The sequence below is a fragment of the Streptomyces sp. NPDC056738 genome, from assembly GCF_042790435.1.
Taxonomy (GTDB): domain Bacteria; phylum Actinomycetota; class Actinomycetes; order Streptomycetales; family Streptomycetaceae; genus Streptomyces.
Map to the genome: position 1 here is coordinate 280,440 of NZ_JBHTZF010000003.1, position 18,314 is coordinate 298,753.

Annotated in this window: 22 protein-coding genes; 14 read left to right on the top strand and 8 right to left on the bottom strand. The window is 69.4% G+C overall.

Annotation, left to right across the window (positions count from 1 at the left end; genetic code table 11):
- Positions 1–82: 82 nt before the first annotated feature.
- The gene (xerC, locus tag ACFRIC_RS08610; RefSeq protein ID WP_382781479.1) at positions 83–1,282 is read right to left on the bottom strand and encodes a tyrosine recombinase XerC; all 1,200 of its coding nucleotides are present in this window, start codon (positions 1,280–1,282) and stop codon (positions 83–85) included.
- 73 nt (positions 1,283–1,355) lie between these two features.
- Entirely contained in the window at positions 1,356–2,210 is an 855-nt protein-coding gene (locus ACFRIC_RS08615; RefSeq protein ID WP_382781482.1) for a hypothetical protein, read from the bottom strand.
- Between the two features lie 116 nt (positions 2,211–2,326).
- Here ACFRIC_RS08615 and ACFRIC_RS08620 point away from each other — a divergent pair, with 116 nt between their 5' ends.
- The 14 genes from ACFRIC_RS08620 to ACFRIC_RS08685 all read left to right on the top strand — a co-directional run bounded on the left by ACFRIC_RS08620 (position 2,327) and on the right by ACFRIC_RS08685 (position 14,265).
- A complete protein-coding gene (locus ACFRIC_RS08620; RefSeq protein ID WP_382781485.1) occupies positions 2,327–2,563 on the top strand; it encodes a helix-turn-helix transcriptional regulator in 237 nt (78 codons plus the stop codon).
- Positions 2,563–2,778 (top strand): DNA-binding protein, encoded by a 216-nt coding sequence (locus ACFRIC_RS08625; RefSeq protein ID WP_382781487.1) that lies wholly within the window; start codon positions 2,563–2,565, stop codon positions 2,776–2,778. Before ACFRIC_RS08620 ends, ACFRIC_RS08625 begins: the two co-directional genes overlap by 1 nt.
- 137 nt (positions 2,779–2,915) lie before the next feature.
- Positions 2,916–3,359: a hypothetical protein gene (locus tag ACFRIC_RS08630; RefSeq protein WP_382781490.1), complete on the top strand. Its 444-nt coding sequence runs from the start codon at positions 2,916–2,918 to the stop codon at positions 3,357–3,359.
- Positions 3,356–3,751, top strand: a complete 396-nt coding sequence (locus tag ACFRIC_RS08635) for a hypothetical protein (RefSeq protein WP_382781493.1) — start codon at positions 3,356–3,358, stop codon at positions 3,749–3,751. The genes ACFRIC_RS08630 and ACFRIC_RS08635 overlap by 4 nt, the downstream gene beginning before the upstream one ends.
- A 67-nt stretch (positions 3,752–3,818) precedes the next feature.
- Complete coding sequence (locus ACFRIC_RS08640; RefSeq protein WP_382781496.1) at positions 3,819–6,503, top strand: hypothetical protein; 2,685 nt, start codon at positions 3,819–3,821, stop codon at positions 6,501–6,503.
- Between the two features lie 233 nt (positions 6,504–6,736).
- Entirely contained in the window at positions 6,737–7,183 is a 447-nt protein-coding gene (locus tag ACFRIC_RS08645) for a hypothetical protein (RefSeq protein ID WP_382781499.1), read from the top strand.
- Positions 7,180–7,377, top strand: a complete 198-nt coding sequence (locus ACFRIC_RS08650; RefSeq protein WP_382781502.1) for a hypothetical protein — start codon at positions 7,180–7,182, stop codon at positions 7,375–7,377. Before ACFRIC_RS08645 ends, ACFRIC_RS08650 begins: the two co-directional genes overlap by 4 nt.
- Positions 7,378–7,789: 412 nt before the next feature.
- Positions 7,790–8,140 (top strand): helix-turn-helix domain-containing protein, encoded by a 351-nt coding sequence (locus ACFRIC_RS08655; RefSeq protein WP_382781504.1) that lies wholly within the window; start codon positions 7,790–7,792, stop codon positions 8,138–8,140.
- 160 nt (positions 8,141–8,300) lie between these two features.
- Positions 8,301–8,480 carry a hypothetical protein gene (locus tag ACFRIC_RS08660; RefSeq protein WP_382781507.1) on the top strand — a complete coding sequence of 60 codons (180 nt, stop codon included), beginning with the start codon at positions 8,301–8,303 and terminating at the stop codon, positions 8,478–8,480.
- Between the two features lie 83 nt (positions 8,481–8,563).
- Entirely contained in the window at positions 8,564–8,758 is a 195-nt protein-coding gene (locus ACFRIC_RS08665) for a WhiB family transcriptional regulator (protein ID WP_382781509.1), read from the top strand.
- A gap of 89 nt (positions 8,759–8,847) precedes the next feature.
- Complete coding sequence (locus ACFRIC_RS08670) at positions 8,848–9,564, top strand: hypothetical protein (protein WP_382781512.1); 717 nt, start codon at positions 8,848–8,850, stop codon at positions 9,562–9,564.
- A 342-nt stretch (positions 9,565–9,906) separates the two neighbouring features.
- Entirely contained in the window at positions 9,907–10,128 is a 222-nt protein-coding gene (locus ACFRIC_RS08675) for a hypothetical protein (protein WP_382781515.1), read from the top strand.
- 47 nt (positions 10,129–10,175) lie between these two features.
- On the top strand, positions 10,176–10,514 hold the full coding sequence (locus tag ACFRIC_RS08680) for a hypothetical protein (RefSeq protein WP_382781518.1): 339 nt from the start codon (positions 10,176–10,178) through the stop codon (positions 10,512–10,514).
- Positions 10,504–14,265, top strand: a complete 3,762-nt coding sequence (locus tag ACFRIC_RS08685; protein WP_382781521.1) for a phage tail protein — start codon at positions 10,504–10,506, stop codon at positions 14,263–14,265. The genes ACFRIC_RS08680 and ACFRIC_RS08685 overlap by 11 nt, the downstream gene beginning before the upstream one ends.
- A gap of 145 nt (positions 14,266–14,410) precedes the next feature.
- On the opposite strand, the gene ACFRIC_RS08690 is transcribed toward ACFRIC_RS08685, so the two are convergent.
- The 6 genes from ACFRIC_RS08690 to ACFRIC_RS08715 form a co-directional block, all read right to left on the bottom strand.
- A complete protein-coding gene (locus tag ACFRIC_RS08690; RefSeq protein WP_382781524.1) occupies positions 14,411–14,812 on the bottom strand; it encodes a hypothetical protein in 402 nt (133 codons plus the stop codon).
- Positions 14,809–15,273: a hypothetical protein gene (locus ACFRIC_RS08695; RefSeq protein ID WP_382781527.1), complete on the bottom strand. Its 465-nt coding sequence runs from the start codon at positions 15,271–15,273 to the stop codon at positions 14,809–14,811. The genes ACFRIC_RS08690 and ACFRIC_RS08695 overlap by 4 nt, the downstream gene beginning before the upstream one ends.
- 87 nt (positions 15,274–15,360) lie before the next feature.
- Positions 15,361–16,200, bottom strand: a complete 840-nt coding sequence (locus tag ACFRIC_RS08700; RefSeq protein WP_382781529.1) for a helix-turn-helix domain-containing protein — start codon at positions 16,198–16,200, stop codon at positions 15,361–15,363.
- Between the two features lie 10 nt (positions 16,201–16,210).
- Positions 16,211–16,942 carry a DUF6879 family protein gene (locus ACFRIC_RS08705; protein WP_382781532.1) on the bottom strand — a complete coding sequence of 244 codons (732 nt, stop codon included), beginning with the start codon at positions 16,940–16,942 and terminating at the stop codon, positions 16,211–16,213.
- A 95-nt stretch (positions 16,943–17,037) separates the two neighbouring features.
- On the bottom strand, positions 17,038–17,574 hold the full coding sequence (locus ACFRIC_RS08710) for a hypothetical protein (RefSeq protein ID WP_382781535.1): 537 nt from the start codon (positions 17,572–17,574) through the stop codon (positions 17,038–17,040).
- Between the two features lie 60 nt (positions 17,575–17,634).
- Positions 17,635–18,219, bottom strand: coding sequence for a hypothetical protein (locus tag ACFRIC_RS08715; RefSeq protein WP_382781538.1), 585 nt, complete (start codon positions 18,217–18,219; stop codon positions 17,635–17,637).
- Positions 18,220–18,314: the final 95 nt, after the last annotated feature.

Genomic DNA, 18,314 nt, shown 5'->3' on the forward strand with positions numbered 1-18,314 from the left:
TGACGTGCTCTACCGATGCCTATTCCCCTGCTGGTCAGAGGCAGTTTCGGGCGCTGCCGGATCACGGGTATCTCACTTTCTCTCACATCGCGGGCTCTGACGGGCCCTCGGAGATGCCGAGAAGGTCGTTCAGGTGAGTTACGGCCGCGCCCATGTCTGCGGCCGTCGGGTGGACGTACTTCCGCTTGGTGAAGGCGGCGTTCGTGTGGCCGGCCCACGCGGCGAGGACGACGTCCGGGACGCCGTTCACTGCGAGGAACGTCAGGCAGGAGTGCCGAGCGTCGTAGAGGCGGACGCGCCGTAGGTCGAGGTCCGCCATGAGTCGGTACGCGGCCTCGCGCAGGTGCCTGGTCGTGAGCGGCTGACCGATCTCGTCCACGAACACGTAGCCCGAGTCGACGTAGTCCTCGCCCATCGTGGCGCGCTCCGCCTCCTGGAGGACTCGGAAGTTCATCAGGGCGAGACGCACCGGTTCGGGAAGCGGGAGTGTCCGCTCCCCCGCCTCGCTCTTGGTGTCCTTCTCGATGACCTTGGCGTTCCGCAGCATGGTCCGCGTGTTGGCGACGTCCAGCGTGGCCGCGTCGAAGTCGACGTCCTCGGCCCACCGGAGGCCAGCCACCTCGGCGGGGCGCATGCCCATGAGGCTGAGCAGGTGCGGAGCGAAGAGCCTGTCCTCGCGGGCGCCCACGACGAACTCCTTGACCTCCACGACGTTCCACGGGTCGGCGCGCCGGTTGTCCCTGCGGTCTGCCTTGCGAGCCTTGCGGGGGACGTCGATGTATTCGGCGACGTTCCGGGCCACGTACCGCTTGCGCACGGCATAACGCAGGGCCGCCCGAAAGCGACCGAGCACGCCGTCCACGGTCGGCGTCCGCAGGCCTGTCCCTTTCGGTCCGCCGCGGCGCCGTGCGGACACCAGGAGCCACGCGACCCACCGTTCGACGTCGTCCTCGGTGAGCGCCTGGAGGCGGACCTCGCCGAGGTAGTCGCGGGCATGCAGGAGGCGGTTGCGGTAGCCGTCGAGCGTGGTCTCCTCGAGGTCCTCAACCTTGCTCGCGAGGTACGCCTCGATCAGTTCGGCCACGGTCATCTTGCTGGGCAGGATGAGCTGGCCGGTGCGGCGTTCGTTGCGGAGGCGGGCGTACTCGTCGCCCGCCTCCTTCTTGGTGTCGCACGTGACGGTGAGCTGCTTTCGCTTCCCGTCGGCATCGCGGCCGGCGTCGATGACGAAACGCCATCGGGTCTTACCGTTGGCCAGCGTGATCTTCTTGATCTCGGCCATGTCCTCCCCTATTCAAATCGCGCAGCAGTTTCGGGAGCCCTGGCGGCGTGAGCGCGGCATGGCTTGCACTGCTTCACTCCTGTCCGTCTCCCTTTCCGTCCGCATCGTCACCGGTCGAACCCTCCGCATCCCCGTCGGACGTCTCTTCCTGCTGCCTGCGCTCCCATTCGAGAGACGCGCGGTTGTGCTCGATCTGCCGCTCGCGCGTGAACCACGCGGCCGAGGCTGCCTTCTGACGTTCCGGCGACATTGAGCTGAAGCCTGCCGCGAGTTCGGCAAGGTTTCCTGGGGGGCTGTCGTATCCCTCGGTGAAGATCCGGCCGAACTCCTCCGGAGTCAGGTCACGCAGCAACGGGCCGGGTTCGGCGCCGGCACGACCCTTGACGCTCGGGCCGAGCCATCCCGCCTTCCTGGCGCGCGAAATCCATGAGCGCACGGTCTCTTCTGGCCGATCGAACTCCTGGGCCATCCGCTTCACGGCACCCGATGGGCGTCCGGGCGCGGTCTCGGCCAGGTAGGAGACAGCCACGCTGCGCAGGAGTTCGTCGCTCAGGGCGCCACGCCCGCCAGGACGTGGCCGGTTCGGTGGGTAGCCGATCAACTTCGACGGCTCGGAAGACTGCGCGGCGCGGGCTGTAGTGGCGCGGGCCAGGTGCAGGATGTCGCCGACTTGGATGCGCCGCAGGAGACTGCCCGTGATGCCGCTGCCTGTCGGGTCAACGGCCTGCAGCTCCACCCGGGAGATCACCAGGCCCTGAGAGCCTCGGGTGATGTCGCCCTTGGCGAGCCACTCGCCCGAGGCGGGGCGTGCCTCGAACGTGGCCACGACCTTCCCTTCGGCCTGGTCGGCGGCGGCTTCACGGTCGGCGATGGCGCTGATGTAGACCTCGTCGGGCCCATCGGCGGTGGGGGGCGTGGGTGTAGTCACCTCACGAGCATGGCAAGAAACGCAACGATAGGTCAACACACCAGCCCGGCAGACGTGGCTCACCATGTCGGCAGACATGGTTGACCTGAAGCCACCAGGTCTGCCAAGCTGGCCACATGACAGCCACAGCGCTACGCGTTAGGGCTCGCCTGCTCCTGCACCAGGACCTTCCGGCCCCGGAGGAGCGGCGGGCGATCCGCCTGGCAGCGGGACTCTCGCAGGGGGAACTGGCCGAGGCCATCGGCGTAACCCGGCAGGCCATCAGCAACTGGGAGAGCGGGATCCGCACGCCGAAGGGCGGGCACCTCGAGCGGTACGTCACCGCGATCCGCACGCTCCGGAGCGCCGCCTGATGGCCGCTACAAAGGCCGAGTCGCCGACGCTCGCCGAGGTGAAGAAGTGGCCCGCGACGGTCAACGTCCCGCGTGCTGCGCTCGCTCTCGGCTGTAGCCGGTCGCAGCTCTACGAACTGATCAAGCGTGGCGAGGCACCTGTCCGAACCCTCTCGTTCGGTAGCCGCCACGTGGTGATCACCAATTCTCTGGTGGCCCTTCTCGAAGCCACCTGAGACGCAAGACGGCCCGACCGTCGGTGTCATCACCACCAACGACCGGGCCTCAGCAACAGACCCACACAGCGAAGCCCCGGGCTCATTGCTTGGACAGCCGGGCCAGGGGCTACGCGGAACAGAACGGATCCATCGCCATGGACCAGCTTACGACCAGCCCGGCCGCACCCGCCATCAACACGGAGCCGCGCGTCAGCCTCATTGCTGCCGGCCTCTACGTCGCCGCCGCCGCATACGACGAGGCGCTCCGGATGCCGAACCCGGTAACCACGCTCGACCGGATGCTCGCCACCCTCGACGAGATCATGCCGAGCCTGGCCGCAGTCATCACCAGCACGGAAGCGGCCGACTTCGCCGAAGCCCTCCGCGACGCCACGGCCGGTCCCCTCCAGGCGTTCGCCGCCATCGAGCACGCCCGCGCGGAGATCGAGCCCGACTACTACTACCTCCTCGACTACCTCGTCGAGAACCTGCGCGCAGGGGGCGACCCGGACGCCGTCCGACAGGCGGCCGAGGACGCGCCCCAGCGGCTCCGCGACCAGCGGGCTGCCGCGCTGGCCTACGAGCAGGCGCAGGCATGACCACCCGCACCGGCTACGGCCGTCCTCGCCTGGTCGCTTCGGCGGCCGGGCGGGGCCCCGCCGTAAGCGCGCGCTTCCGGGTCCGGCCCCGCGTTGAGAAGGACGGACGCGTCCTGGCCCGAGACCTCAACGGCTACGGGCTGCCCACCTACCCGGCAGGCAGCGAAGTCGAGATCGATCTCCGCCACGGCACATGGCTCATCGACTACGACGCGGCGCTCATCGCCGAGTCCGTGCGTGCCTGTTCCGTCGTGCTCTTGGTCAGCGACAAGGCGGACGGCAGTAGCGCGCGCTGCGAGCAGGGGACCGCTTACAACGCGGACGGCGTGCTCGTGGTGCTGAGAGCCGCCATCGAACGGTGCGCCGCCCGAGCGAGTGCGGCTACGTGCTGAGCAACTTCCCTCGCCGCAGCGCCCGCCATCGCGCGGGCGCCACGGCATGCACCATGGAGAGCAGCGAGTGAACGACGAGCAGCAGCCGCTCACCGCAGACCCTCAGGTCGTGCGGGACTGGCTGACGCACCTGTACGGCGGATGCCCCGGGTTCATCAGCATCTGCTCGGACAAGGACGGGTGGGTCGGCCGACGCTTCACCACCGACGACACCGGCATCGAGGCGGCGGTCCAGTACGCCCTGGAGCTGGACCGGCGGAAAGCGAAGGGCGTGTACGCGCAGAGCACCACCCTGCGCGAGCGCCCCGCAGAAGGGCGCGGCGGCGAGGAACTCGCCTACGGCCTCACCCATCTGTGGGCAGACGGGGACTACGGCACCTTCGGCCACAGCCCCAGCCCCGACGATCTCCCCGCTCCGCCCGACCCGGACGCCGTCGCGAAGGTCGTCACCGAGTCGGGACTGCCCACGCCTTCAGGCTGGGCGTACTCCGGCGGCGGCTACAACCCCGTGTGGCTGCTCGCCGACAACCACCTGATCGAGGACGCCGACGGCCACGCCCGCGTGAAGGAGATCACCACCGGAGTTCAGGCGATCCTCGCAGCCCAGGCCTACCGGCACGGCTGGTCATGGGACGTCGGGGTCGGCAACCTCGACCGGCTCATGAAGATCCCCGGAACGGTCAACAGAAAGAAGGGCCTTGACCGGCCGACATCGATCGGCCCCGGTACGGGCGAAGTGTTCGAGCTGGCCGGTCTCGCCACGCTCGTGGCCGGCCTCGCCCCTGCAGCGAGGGAGCTTCTCGAGCAGGCTGCCGTGGAGAGGCAGGCGCGCAAGGCTCAGCGCACGGGCGCGGCCGTCCCGCCCCCGCGGCGTGAGCGCCCCACCGGGCTGGCAAGTGGCAACGGGCCGCTCGACGTCCTTGCTGACGTGCTGACGTTCCGGGATCTCCTCGAACCTGAGGGCTGGAAGTACGTTGGGCAGGCCGGAGGACGCGAGAAGTGGCTGCGCCCCACCGCCGGGGGCGAGGGACCGAGCAGCGAGCACAGCCTCGTCTGCGACGACCACGTCGCCGTCAACTGGTCCGAGCGCTCAGACCTCCCCGTCGGTGCGCTCCCGGCCGGGCAGAAGCTCACCATCGGCACCCTGTACGCGCACCTGCACTACGCGGGGGACACGTCCGGCGCGGCCTCGGACATCATGCGCGCGGCGGCCGGGCGGCCAACTCGCGGTGCCGCGGGCCGACTGCCCGCACCGGTCCTGGCCGAGGTGATGCGGCGATGCATGCCGGACGGTCCGCTCGGCCGCGACGACGAGACGAGCCTCCGCGCGCTGATCGCTGATGATCCGTGGGACGGGCCGCAGGACGAACCTCCCGAGCCTCCTGAGGACGACAGCGCGCCCGCCAGGATCCCGGGCCTGATCCCCGAAGCATTCTGGGCGGCCCGGCCTGAGCTGCGGCACATCCGTCAGGCTGGCCACTCCCGCAGCCGCTCCGGCGATGTCGCCCTGCTCGCGGTACTCACCCGGCTTTCGGCCCTGGTCTCACACCGGATCCGGGCGGACACCGGCATCGCAGACCTCGCTTCCCTGAACCTGTTCGGTGCCATCGTCGGCCCGTCCGGCGTCGGCAAGTCGTCCGGAGTCGGCGTGGCCAGCCGGCTCCTGGTTGCCCCGCCCGGGCTGGACATCCGTGACGGCCTTCCGATCGGCTCCGGCGAGGGCCTGGCCGAGGTGTTCATGGGCATGGTCGAAGAGGCCACCGGAGAGATCCGCAAGGGGCGCGGCGGAACCGAGACACCCGTCACGATCCAGGTTCGTAAGCAAGTCAGGCACCATGCGTTCTTCTACGTCGACGAGGGCGCATCGCTCACGCGCCTGATGAAGGAACGGTCGGGCTCCACTCTCGGAGAGACCCTCCGCAGCGCGGCCGTTGGCCAGACTCTCGGGCAGACCAACGCCAGCAAGGACACCAGCCGGTACATCCCCAGTGGTTCGTACAGCATGGGCATGCTCGTCGGGTTCCAGCCGGAGACCGCGGCTCCACTGTTCGAGGAGGTCGCGGAAGGGACTCCGCAGCGGTTCGTGTGGTTCCAGGTCCTCGACCCGGCCGTGCCAGACATCCAGCCCGGGTGGCCTGGAGAACTGGGGTTGTGGCGGAACGCGGCGATCGTGGCGCCCGGCGACGAGGCGAGCGGATCCGTCCTGATCACGTTCGACGAGGCGATCAAAGCCGAGATGCGCGCGGCAGACCTGGCGAAGCAGCGCGGCCAGGTGAGCCCTGCTCTTGAGAATCCTTACGACTCTCAGGCGCCCGTGATGAAGGTGAAGCTGGCCTCTCTCCTGGCGATTCTCGCCGGGCGGCGGCACGTGACCGCGGATGACTGGCGGCTCGCCAACACGCTCTGGACTGCCTCTTGCGAGACCCGAGACGCGGTCATTGCCTCCGCCGAAGCCAAGAGGCGCGCCGAGCAGGAGAAGCGCACGATCGCCCGCATCGAGGAAGAGGTGCGCGTCGACGGCGCGAAGCAGGCCGCGGAGCAGGCGCGGGCCGAACGGGCCGTAGAGCGGCTCGCGAGGCGGCTCGCTCTGCTGACGCGGGAGAACGGACCCCAGACCCGCAAGGAAGTGCGGGGCCACACGGCCGGCCGGGACAAGCGGCATCTGCCCGATGCCTTCGCCTACGCGGTGCTTCGCCAGTGGGTCGTAGAGGAGGACGGCAAGTTCGCCCCCGGTCCTGTCCCCCCGTCATGAGGGGGGACACCAGGGGGGGGACAGGGGGGACGGGGGGACAGCGTTTGTCCCCCTCCTCTCCCTCTCGGAGACAAAAACAAGTTCCGAACCGAAACTATTGCATGCGCAACCAAGCCCCTGACCTGCATAAATAAAAATCAAGATCAAAAACTATTCGACTCGCGTACCGCGCGAGGGAAGGGGGGACAACCGGCGTCCCCCCTGTCCCCCCCAGTCCCCCCGAACGGAGTGTCATGACCCGCAAGCAACGACTGTCCCCTCGGCAGCACACCGACATGGGCCGCTCCCTCGCTGCCATCCGCGACGAACTCGCCCACCGCTTCACCCAACTCGCCAACGCCTACCCCCAGGCCGGCGCCGAGGCGCTTCCCGCCCGAAAGCTCCGCATCGCGGCTCGCGCGGTTGACGACGCCCGCAGCGCCCTCGACAGCACCCTGTTCCGCGAGCACCCGGACCAGGCCGAGACCGCGACCTACTACCCGTACCCCGAAGACCGCGAAGCCTCGGCCATCGCGTTCCACCCCCGCGGCAGCATGCGGGCGACCGTGGCCGCGACCGTGCCGTGCCCGGTCTGCTCGGGGGACTCCTCGTACTTCCGTGAGCTGGACCGGTACGTGCACCGCGACGGCAGCGGCAACTCCCGGTGCTGGCTGGTCATCGGGCGGGGGGAGCCCTCGTGACCGAGTCCCACGTCGAGCAGCAGGTACAGGCCCGCATTGCCGCGGCCCGCGTCCGCATCCAGGCAGCGAAGGAACGCCGTGACTCCCTCGCCCAAGCCCGTCAGCGCGGCCTCGCCCACCGGCACGCCCGCAAGCTCCGCAACCTCGCCGAAGCCGAGCAGCGCCGCCAGGCCGCCGAGGTCGACGACCAGTAGCACGAGAGGAGTTCGGCCCCATGTCCCAGCAGTCGTCGCCGCCGGAGTCTGGCGATTCACGTTTCACCTTCTCCGTGTGTCGGGTGCCTGGCCCACGTGGTCCTCGGCGGGGTGGTCCGTATCCGCGGCTTCGGCTGGATTTCGGGGTGAAGGCGAGAGAGGGGTTGGCGGTGGCGGAGCTGGTGTTGGGGCGGGGGTTCACGTTCCGGGCGGCGGGGGCGGAGTTGGGGTTGTCGGCGACGACGGCGTGGCGCCGGTACTGGTGGCTGATGGATTACACGCTGCCGGAGCGGTGGGGGGTGACGGCGGGGCGGTTGCCGCCGATGCGGGGGACGCGGGCGTGTCCGCGGGGGCGGCCGTTCATCAAGGAGCTGGATGGCCCGAGTGGGCCGCTGCATCGAGGAGGCGACGTATGACGAGGCGTGATCCGCGGAAGAGGGTGGCGGCGCTGTGGCCGTTGGCTGCGGGTAAGTCGCAGCGGGCGGCGGCGGATGAGGTGGGTGTGCATCCGGGCACGGTGCGTTCGTGGTTGAGGGATCCGGTGTTCGTGGCGGAGTTGGAGCGGGTGCGTGCTGCGGTGGCGGTGAAGCCGCTGGATGTCGAGCGGGTGATGGCGGCGGTGGATGAGGCGGAGGCTCGGCTGGGTGGTCGGGGTCCGGTGACGGTGGTGATTCCGGTGGGTGCGTCTGCTCGGCAGCGTCGGCGGTTGCTGGCGGATGGGATTGCTCGGGTGCTGGAGCGGAGCGAGGAGGGCCGGCGGTGACGGGCGAGGGTGAGGCGGCGTCGTGGGCGCGCGAGGAGATCGCTGGGCTGTTGACGGTTCCGGAGTACGGGTCGGAGGCGTGGCATGGGTTGGAGCCCGGGGATCCGCGGCGGCAGGCGGCGTTGGTGTTGGCGGCTGAGCGGTGGCGGGAGGCGCAGCGGTGAGCGGGCGTGTGGAGCGGCTGGTGCGGTCGGTGCGGGCGGCTCGGTCGGTTCTGTTGGACGCGGTGGGGCTCGGGCTGCTGTCGGCGTCGGCGTTCTTGTGGTCGTCGATCGCGGGGTTCGCGGCGGCCGGGCTCGCCACGCTGGCACTGAACTGGCACATCGAGAGCCGCGGGTGAGTGGGGCGCCAGGGGCCCGTCCGGCTGTGCGGCTGGGGGTGCCGGAGTTCGTGGCGGCGGGCGGGCCGGAGGCCCCGTGTCGGGTGGATCCGGAGGCGTACTTCGCGGATGGGGTGCGGCCGGTGGGGGCGCGTGCTCTGTGTGCGGGGTGCGGCTACCTCGAGGCCTGCCGCTCATACGCGCTCGACCGGCCGGCGTTGTGGGGGGTGTGGGGCGGTACGACGCGGTTGGAGCGGGCGTCGTTGCGGCGCCGAGCTGCTGCCGCAGCGCCCGGGTAGCGGCGGGCCCCCGGGTGGTGGAGGACTTCCGGGCGGACGTATGTCCACCCGGTTACTGGTAGATCGAGGCAGAAGGTAACGGAGGCGTCATGAAGATCACGGCACGGCAGGTGGAGAAGGCGGAGGAGCGGGCGGCCGAGCAGGAGCAGGCGCGTGAGGCAGCGGCGACCCGGTTGGAGTCGGCGCCCTACAGCGAGGTGGCGGCGCTGGAGTTGACGGAGGCTTCCCAGCTAGCGGCCCGGCTGCGGGCCAGCGCACGGGAGCTGCGCGAGAAGTACGAGGAGCAGGTCGCGGCGGATAAGGCGGCGGCGACGCGGGAGGAGCGGGAGAAGGCGGCGGCGAAGGAGATCACGGCGGCGGGGAAGGAGATGGCCGCAGCCCGGAAGGAGTTGGAGCAGTCGGCCGAGGTGGCACAGCGGGCGCTCGTGGCTCTGATGACGGCCGCGGAGGCGTATGACGGGCTCGTTGGCCGGCACGCGGACGCGCTGGCGGCGGCCGGGCTCGGGTTGGACGGAACGACGGGCGGGGGCCGCGGGCTGTTCACCACCGCGGTCCGGGTGCGGGGCACGTCGTATGAGGGTCTCGCGCCGGCGGGGGCTTTGCTGTGGGTGGCGGACCGGGTGGCGGAGGCGAGGCTGCCGCATACGAGTCCGGTGCGGGCGTCGCTGGCGGGTCTGCTCGGCTATCGGGCGTGGGAGCAGCGGGGGGACGGCCTGATGTCGGGGGTGCCCGCGGTGCCGGTCGTGAAGCACCCCGAGCTGCCGCGTGTGGTCAACGCGTATCAGGCACTGCAGGCGTCGAAGTGACCAGTCGGGCAGACGAACTGATGAGGAGGAGCGCCGTGATCGCGGTGACGACGGAGCAGTTGGAGCAGGCCGAGCGGGATGCCTTGCAGCCGCGGCATCCGCTGGCCCGGTTCTCTGCGCCTCCCTGCGGGGGTGTGACGGCGGCGCGGGGCCGGGATGAGGTGCTCGCGCTGGTGCGGGCGGAGAGGGGCCGCTGAGCGGCTTCGCGCGGGTGCGGCGCCCGGTCTTCCTGAAGGGGAGGGCCGGGCGCCGCCGTTTTGTGAGAACCCGCCAATGTCGAGCGCTGACTTACGCATGAAGAGATGCATTCAGCCGTACTCTCCTTGTAGGAGGTGGACAACAATGGACGCTGTTGGACAGATGGAGTTGCCCCCGCGGCTGCGGGCGGCGGTGCTGCTGGCGATGGGCCGGCCGACGGAGGAGATCGGGCCGGAGATCGGGGTGTCCGGGCGGACGGTGCGCCGTTGGAGCGCGCGGCCGGAGATGCGGGCGGACGTAACCCGGGTGCGGATGCGGCTCCTTGACGGTGCGACGGACGTGCTCACGAGCGGGGGACGTTCGTGAGCCGGCGGAAGGCGAGGCGGCAGAAGCGGCCTCGGGGTGCCGCTCCCGTGGAGGCGACGCCGAGCACGATCATCGAGGTCAACGGGCTGCCCGACGTTCACATGACCCTGGAGATCCTCGGCATGACCGACGAGGACGTGGCCGAGGCGCGGCGGCAGGCCGCGGTGTGCAACGTCGAGCATCCGCTGGTGATGCGGATGTTCTCCGCCTTCACTGAGGGGTTCGGGCTGGAGCCGGACGGGCCGGAGTGGTCAGTGGGCGAGGTGGCCACGCTGCTGCAGGCGTTGCGCCTGCTCCCCTCGTGGGCGGCGCCTGACGACATCGAGCTGGCCCACCTGCTGATGTCGGCCCCCGAGTCGCAAGGGGGTGGAGGTCGTGTCGGATGACGTGACGATCACAGTCCGGGTCAACAACCAGACGGCGCAGGGCTTCCGGGATGTGAACGGGAACCTGCGGGATATGCAGGGCCGGTTCGCGTCGGCGAGCAACGACGTGCAGCGGTCGGGCTCGCTGATGTCGAAGTCGATGGTGGACATCCGGGCGTCCATGCTGAGCCTGGCTCCGGCCGCGGTCCCGGTCGCGGCGTCGCTCGCCCCGATTGCCGTGCAGGCGGGTGCGGCGGGGCTGGCGGTGGCCGCGTTCGGGGCGGCGTTGAAGCCGCAGATCGGCAACCTGTCCGACGCGGCGAAGGCGCAGGACACGTACAGCAGCGCAGTCCAGAAGGCTGGGCGAGGGTCGAAGCAGGCGGCGGATGCGCAGCTTGAAGTAGCGAGGACGCTGGCCGGGATGCCGGCGGCGACGCAGCGGGCCTCGATGGCGTGGCAAGGGCTGCGCGAGCAGACCTCGGCCTGGTCGGACTCGATGGCGAAGTTCACGATGGCACCGGTAGAGAAGAGCTTCGCCGTTCTCGGGCAGGTGCTCCCGAAGCTCTCGCCTATGGTCAAGGGCGCTTCCACCCAGTTGGATCGGCTCGTCACCGTGGCAGGTGGCGCGGTCAACACGGCCGCGTTCGACGGGTTGTCGAAGCGGGTCAACGACTTCGCGAATCAGACGCTCAAGGGTGCGACCGACCGGGCGATCCACTTCATGCGGGTCCTCTCCGAGGGCGACGCGTCGGGGCCGATGGCGAGCTTCTTCGAGTACGCGCGGGCGCAGGGCCCGGCGGTGAAGGAACTCCTCTCCAATGTCAGCCAGGCAGTGGCGACGCTCGCGGAGGGCGCGGCGCAGGCCGGGCCGGGAATGCTGACGCTCGTCAACGCTCTGGCCAAGATCGCTGCTGCGGTCCCCCCGGAATTGGTCGGCACGCTGATGTCGGTGTACGCCGCGTTCAAGCTGATCAAGCTGGGCGGGGCGGGGATCGCGGCAGTGAGCGGCGGCGTGCAGACGCTGGCCACCCGGATCGGCACGCTGTCGGCTGTGTCGACCGCTGCGGGTGGCGGGCTGGCCGGGTTGCGTGCTGCGTTCATGTCCCTGGGCACGGCGGCGAAGGCGTCCATTGTCGTGGCGGGTATCGCTGCGCTGGCTGTCGTCTTGACGAAGCTGTCGAACATTGGCAGGGAGGCCCCGCCGGACGTCGACAAGATGTCCACAGCGATCGGGCGGCTCGGCCAGTCCGGCAAGGTATCCGGTGAGGCGCTGCGCGTCTACGGCAAGGATCTTGGCGGTCTCAGCGACGCAATCCACAACCTGTCCCACATGGGCAACGTCGACAAGGTCCAGAACTTCCTGACCAATCTGATCGGCATGGATTCCACGCCGGTCAAGAAATGGAAGGAAGACCTCGACGCCGCCGACAAGGGGCTGGCGGATCTGGTCAAGGGCGGGAATTCCGAGCTGGCTGCGGCTGCGCTCAAGAAGATTTCGGCTGAGTACAAGGCGCAGGGCCACGATGTCTCGGACATCAAGCCGAAGCTCGACGACTACAGGAAGGCGCTCGCGGATCAGAAGTTCGAGCAGGAACTTGCGGCAGCGGCCATGGGTTCCTTCGGTCAGGCTGCGCAGCTTGCCCAGGCGAAACTCGACGCTCAGAAGGGTGCGGCAGACGGTCTCCGCGCCAGCCTCATCGCTCTCAACGACGTCAACCGCAGTGCCTACGATTCCGAGATCGCATTCGAGGTGGGGATCGACAACCTGTCGGAGTCGTTCAAGAAGAACGGCGCCACCCTCGACATTCACACCAAGGCCGGCCAACAGAACGGTCAGGCCATGTCGGCGGCGGCGAAAGCCAACGACGAGATGATCGCGTCGGGCGTCGCTGCGAACGAATCCCTGGCGTCGATGACGGAGAAGTCATCCACTCTGCGCACGGAAATGATGAAGCTCGCAACGGAGGGGTTCGACGGGAACAAGAAGAAGGCCACCGAGTACGTCAACACGCTGCTGGGGACGCCGGAGAGCATCACGACGCTGATCAAGGCAGAGAAGGCCGAAGCCGTGGCGGGCCTCAAGGAGGTGGAGTCGGAGATCCGGAAGACGCCGGGCGCGAAGCAGGTCACGGTGTCGACTCTCAACGCGGCCGCGATCAAGGCGCTGGAGGCAGTCGGGTACAAGACGAAGACGCTGAAGGATGGCCGGACCCAGGTGTTCACCGCGAACGGAAAGGCGCTCGGCAATATCGCTGCGGTGAACCGGGCGATGAACGCGATCAACGGAAAACGGGCCAACACCTGGGTCACCAACACGATCACCACGCGGTACTCGGTCGCGGGCAGCATCCCGAAGGGGCAGTCGCTGCACGACGTCGTCGGCGCGACCGGCGGCCTGTTCACCGGGTCCTCGTTCAAGCACGGGTACGCGGACGGCGGGAAGGTCACCGGCCCAGGGACTGGCACCTCGGACGACGTGTTCGCGCCGTGGCTGTCCAATGGCGAGTTCGTCATGAAGAAGGCCGCGGTCGACCGGTACGGCGAGCGGTTCATGCACCTGCTCAACGAGGGCCGCCTGGCCATGCCGCGGTTCGCAAAGGGCGGCAAGGTCTCCGCCCGGACGAAGGCCGAGCAGGAGGCACGCAAGGACGCGCGCGGTGACCTGACGATCTCCCACTTCGGGCAGGCGGCCGGCTACCAGCGGAGCGAGTTCGGGTCGGCGCTGGCGAAGCCGGACAGTGTGTCGTCGCTGGTGAACGCGTTGAACCAGTGGCGCGGCATCATCCTCAAGGCCACTCACGGGGGCACGGAGTCGAAGCTGCTGAAGCAGCTCGATGCCACGGGCCGGGCCCTGTTGAAGCAGGAGAAGCAGCTCAACCAGGTGACGGCGAGTCTGGGGAAGGCGAAGGACAAGCTCAACGACCTCAAGAGCAGTGCCTCCTCGCTGTCGTCCTCGGTGAAGGGCGGCGTCCTCTCGTCGGCGAACATCACCAAGGGTGCGACGAGCGGCACGCCGATGACGGTCGCGTCGATCATGGGGAACGCCACTCAGTCCCGCGACAAGGCGAAGGCGTTCGCGGAGGCCTTGAAGACGCTGAAGGCGAAGGGCGTCGACAAGGGGCTGATCGAGGACATCGCGAACGCCGGGATCGAGGGCGGCGGCCTGGAGACTGCGGGCGCGCTGATGGGCGCCTCGGCGTCGGAGATCAGCTCGCTGAACACGCTGCGCTCGCAGACCGTGACGTACGCCAAGAGCGCTGGCGGCACGGCCGCTGACGCCGTGTACGGGGATGCGATCAAGGCGCAGACCGCGGTGGTCAAGATGCTGACCAAGAGCCAGGACAGCCTGAAGAAGTCCATGGACAAGCTGGCCAAGTCCATGGAGAAGGCGATCGAGGCCGCGTTCGGGAAGAAGGCCGCGGGCGGCATCGTCGGCATGGCCGCGTCGGGCGGTATCCGGTCGGGGCTGACGTGGGTGGGCGAGCACGGGCCCGAGCTCGCGGACCTGCCGGTCGGATCCAGGGTGTGGTCGAACCCGGACAGCCGGCGCAAGGCGGCCGCCCCGTGGACGTCGATGCTCAACACCCCCCACCGGGCGCCTGCTCCTGGAGCTGCGGTCGGCGGCGTCCAGCGGGAGGTGAAGGTGGTGCTGGAGATTCAGGGAACCACCAATTCTCGGTACGAGGAGTTCCTCCTGACCGAGCTCCGCCGGATGGTCCGTGCTCGTGGAGGCAACGTCCAGCAGGTCCTAAACCCGCCGCGAGGACGGTAGCCGCGCGTCCGCCGGCCTGAAGCCCGCCCGCCCTCGTATCGCCTGGGGTGCTGAGGGCGGGCGGACAGCCGTCACCGGCCCGCCCTGTGCCCAGGGGGCGGGTCGGCCCCTACTCGCCTCCGACCGCGGGGCCGGCCGCGAGAGTTCAGATGCGGGTGCCCACGGCGAGCGTGTCGTTGCCCGCGAGGCGGGCGACCGCTCGCAGCATCACTGCCAGGCGCCGCTCGCCGAGATCGGACACCGCGGCCAGGGTGACGTGCCCGATGCCCACCATCGACAGGACGAGGCCGAGGAACGCCCGCTGCTCCTCGTCCAGGCCGAGGCCATACACGCGGCCCATCAGCCCCTCCCATCGGACGTGCGCCTCGCTGGGCACGTCCAGGAGACCGAGCGCGCGCAGCACGTTCTCGCGGGCGAGGATGGTCTCTTCCTCGATGAGGGCCTGCGCGGCGGCCCGCTCCCGGTCGGACGTCGCCGACTCGATCAGCCTCTGCCGTCGTCGTTCGAGCAGGGCGCCGTCGGTGGTCTCGGCTGAGGTGAGGGTCATACGAATGCCTCCGCGGGGAGTCGGGGCCCGCCGCCGGGACCGAGCGCAGCGCCGAGCAGGAGAGGGTCGGTGAGTCGTCCGGTTCCGTCCGGGCGCTCGAGCCAGACGCGGCCGCGCACCGGGTAGAGCACGGGCGGGCAGCGCAGTACCCAGCCGCGCGGGCGGACGGTGAGGGTGCAGACGTCGTCCAGCTCCTCGCCGAGCGTGGGCGGCAGGAGCCACCAGCCGAGGCCCGTGGTGACGTCGCCCAGGACCGGGCCGCGGCGCGGCTGGTCGACGCGCCTGAGGGCGTCCATCGTCCGCGCGAGGCTGGTCTCGGCGACCATCCAGTGGCCACCGGTGGGGAACGGGCCGAGTTCGTCGGCATCCCACAGGGACCGTATTTCGGCGGGGATGTCGGCGCAGGCGAGGAGCCAGTCCTGTCCCGCCTGCCGTTCATAGGGGGCAGGTTGTAAGGCCATGACCAGCAAGTTAGGGAGCGGCGAGAATCAGGGCCCGCTCTGATTCGCGAATATTCGACCGCGCCCCTCGGCGATTCGCCGTGATGCTTACGGCCGGTCCGCGAACTGGCTGCGCGCCCGTGCGATCAGCCTCCGGGCATGGGTCCCGTACACCGCGGCCTGGTCGAGTGTGTCCCACACGCGGCGGTACAGGGCGCAGCTCTCGGTGTCGTTGAGCCACAGCTCGGCGTGCCAGTCCTCGACGATGGCGAGGCGCTGGTCGTACAGCCAGAAGGCGTTGGCCGGCGGGACGCCGACCTGCGCGCTGAAGGGCACGATCCCGAGCCGGACGGTGTCGAGGCCGATCACGCTGCCGAGGCGGTCCAACTGCGCTGCGAGGACGTCTGGCGGTGCGACGCCCGCGTGCAGCGCTGCTTCCCAGAGCAGGAGGTGGAAGGTGCGGCCCGGCTGGTACAGCAGCTCTTGCCGGCGCACCCGGGCGCGGACGGCGTCCTCGACGTCGCGGGGCGACTGGTGCAGCTCCGCGTACTGGGTGAACACGGCGCGCGCGTAGTCCGGGGTCTGCAGCAGGCCGACGACCATGGCGCCCTGCCACGCCCGCAGCTCTGTGGAGCGCTCGTACTCGATGGTGAGGACGTCCTGCACCGGGCGGTGCCCGGCCCGCAGTTGGCGTCTCCAGGACCGCGTGCGCGTCTCCAGGCCCTGGAGTCGGGCAGTGAGTTCTCCGGCCGTCTCCGGGGCGCCTGTGGCTTCGGCCCATGCGGTGACGTCTTCCGTGGTGGCGGTCTGTCGGCCGGTCTCCAGTTTGGAGACCTTGGCCTGCGGCCAGTCCAGCAGGGCAGCCAGGGCCCGTTGGGTGCGCTGGCCGCGCAGCTCACGGAGCCGGCGGCCGAGCGCCTCGCGGGCTTGCTGGAAGTCCGTTGCCACGCTTGGGAAGCTACCCGCTGAACTGGTCGTAGGGCACCGCAAAGTGCCAGGCAGCCTCGCGGGCTTGGGCGTAGCGGAGCACCTCGATGGGGTTGGTGATCAGCTCGACGTCGGTCAGGTTGTCAGCGTCGTCGTGGTGGAGCAGGGCAACCACTCGCGCGTCGAAGAGCCAGAAGTCCTCACGCGGGAGGCCCAGTTCGTCAGCACGGGCGCGGGCCAGGATGCGGATGTCCTCGCCCACCGCGGTGTTCCGGCGGGCGTTGTCGAGGAGGTACCGCTGCCCGACGGTGGGCGGCTCGTCGAGGATCCGCACCCGCTCGAACCTCTTGCCGAGGGCGGACTGTTCGCGGCGGCCGGCGCACCACGGGTCGTCGAGGTCCCAGTCGACGCGGCCCTCGGCGAGGAACTGCGCGTAGGTGTCGGTGGCCTCGTCGGAGGCGTAGCGGCGGCGGGTCTCCAGGCGCCAGGCGGAGTGCTGCAGCTTGGCGAACATGCCGCTGAAGTCCTCGAAGCTGATGAGCTGGGGCACGTGCACGGGTCCCCTCGGGCCGAAGTTGGCGAGCAGCTCGCGGGGCACGGTGACCGCGGCCTCGCCGTCCGCGAGGTCGAGCTGCGCCACCTCGGCGTCGTCGGTGACGGGGTTGCCCTGCACGACGTACGTGTCCGTGCCGGGCTCGGTGTAGAGCGTCGGGCATCCGTCGTTGCCGGAGTTCGTGCCGACTTTCCACAGCTTGCGAGTCATGAGGTCCCCCTCGGGTAGACGGTGGCGCGCACCGTAGCCCGCCACGCAGCGAATCCGACAGGGCGCCCGTGGGACGTCCAGCGGGCGCGCATCGGCTACCTCTTGGGAGTGACCCCGTTGACGGTCTGCTCAGGGGCGCGCGGAGGAATCGAGCGCATGCCAGGCATCTTTCCGGTACGCGCGTTCCACCCTGCGCGGAACATGTCGTCGCGCAGCACGGCTACCTCGTCCGCGAGATCCTCCATCTGTTCGACGGAGATGGAGGACACGCGGTACCCGAGCTTCTTACCCATCGGGTTCATCGCCTCGATGCCGTTGCCAGACTCGTCCGGCGCGTAGATGGCGTGCACGATGGTGTTGCGGCGGTCACGGCACTTCTCGGCCCGGCCGAGGCATGCTGAGATCTCAGCGATGTCCTCCTCTGCCAAATGCCCGACCTTCAGAGCCAACTTGCAGAATTCGATGAGCTTGCTGGTGTTCTGGCTGTTCGCGTACATGATCAGTGTGGGCTCAAGCGCGATCGCACCGAGCAGGCTCTTCAAGCTGATGTCGAGTTCCGCGCCCGCGATGGTCACGCGGCCAACGGCTTCGAGGAATGGGTTCCGCTCTCGGGCGGTGGCATCCGCTGTCATGCCGGGATGCTACGACTCAAACTGCGGACAAGGCGGGCGAATTATCCGGAGCCCGCTCGCCTACGCCTTCGGCACGGACCACTCAACCGGGTCGCGACCCTCGGGGCTGTAAATGATCTGGTTGGGGCGGCTGCCGCGCTCCATGGAGAACAGGATCTTCCCTCGGAGGCATGAGCCAGCCTTCACGGCAGCGCTCTCGACGGGGTACTCGGGCTTGGGTACGCCCGCGCCACTGATGAACGGGGCCTGAATACGGGTGGCGTCGGAGAAGCCGAGGGCCCAGGGCTTCTGAGACGACATCACTGTGCTGCTGCTGGAGTCGGCGCAGAGCTTGACGTCGAGGAGGGCCCACACGGGGTGGGGGAAGTCCGAGAGGCCAGCGGAGTCGTCCAGCTTGATCGGTTGGGTGTAGCCCATGACGGTCGTGGTTCCGCTGATGTGGCTGCCGTCGGTGTCGGTGTCGGACCAGTGATGGCCGGCGCCGATTTCGAGCGGGCTGATCTTGGCGGCGGCGGATGCTGTCGCCCTGCTCGTGGTCTTGGCGCTGGCGGTACGTGGCTTGTCGTCGGTCGAGCTGCTGCTGCATGCAGTGACTGCGGCGAGCAGCAGGACGGTGGTGACGGCCGTGGTCGTGCGGGTGCGCATGGTCCCCCCTGGACTTCTGATCTGAGGGGTCATCATGCGCAGAGGAGAGTTAGGCGCGTGTCCGGGGTGTCCGAGTTGTGACATTGGTGGAGGGG